General features: G+C 55.5%; 1 pseudogene. It reads left to right on the top strand.

From position 1 onward, the window contains the following. A pseudogene (locus tag ACTHUE_RS19925) lies at nt 1-575 on the top strand (transcription-repair coupling factor); the annotation flags it as partial.

A 575-nucleotide genomic window follows, 5' to 3' on the forward strand; every position in this document is an offset into this window, starting at 1 on the left:
CATCAGGATTTGGTGTCGGAGCGCTTGTCGGCGTTGTGGCAGATTAAGAGCGGCGCGGCGGACGTGTTGTTCGTACCGGTTGCCACGGCGATGCAGAAGCTGCCGCCTGTGCCGTTTCTGGCTGGGCGCACGTTTTGGCTGAAAACAGGGCAGACTTTGGATATAGGCCGTCTGAAAAGTGATTTGGTGGATGCAGGTTATAACCATGTTTCCCACGTTGTTGCGGCAGGCGAGTTTGCCGTGCGCGGCGGTATAGTCGATTTGTTCCCGATGGGCAGCGAAATGCCGTACCGCATCGATTTGTTCGACGATGAAATCGACAGCATCAAAACCTTCGATACCGAAACGCAACGCACCATTTCTCCCGTTTCCGAAATCCGCCTGCTGCCGGCGCACGAGTTCCCCACCGACAGCGAGGCGCAAAAAATCTTCCGCAGCCGCTTCCGCGAGGAAGTCGATGGCAATCCGAACGATGCCGCTGTGTACAAAGCCGTCAGTGACGGCCATTTCGGTGCGGGCGTGGAATATTACCTGCCGCTGTTTTTTGAAAACGAGTTGGAAACGCTGTTTGATTA

It is taken from the genome of Neisseria sp. P0021.S005 (assembly GCF_051956955.1).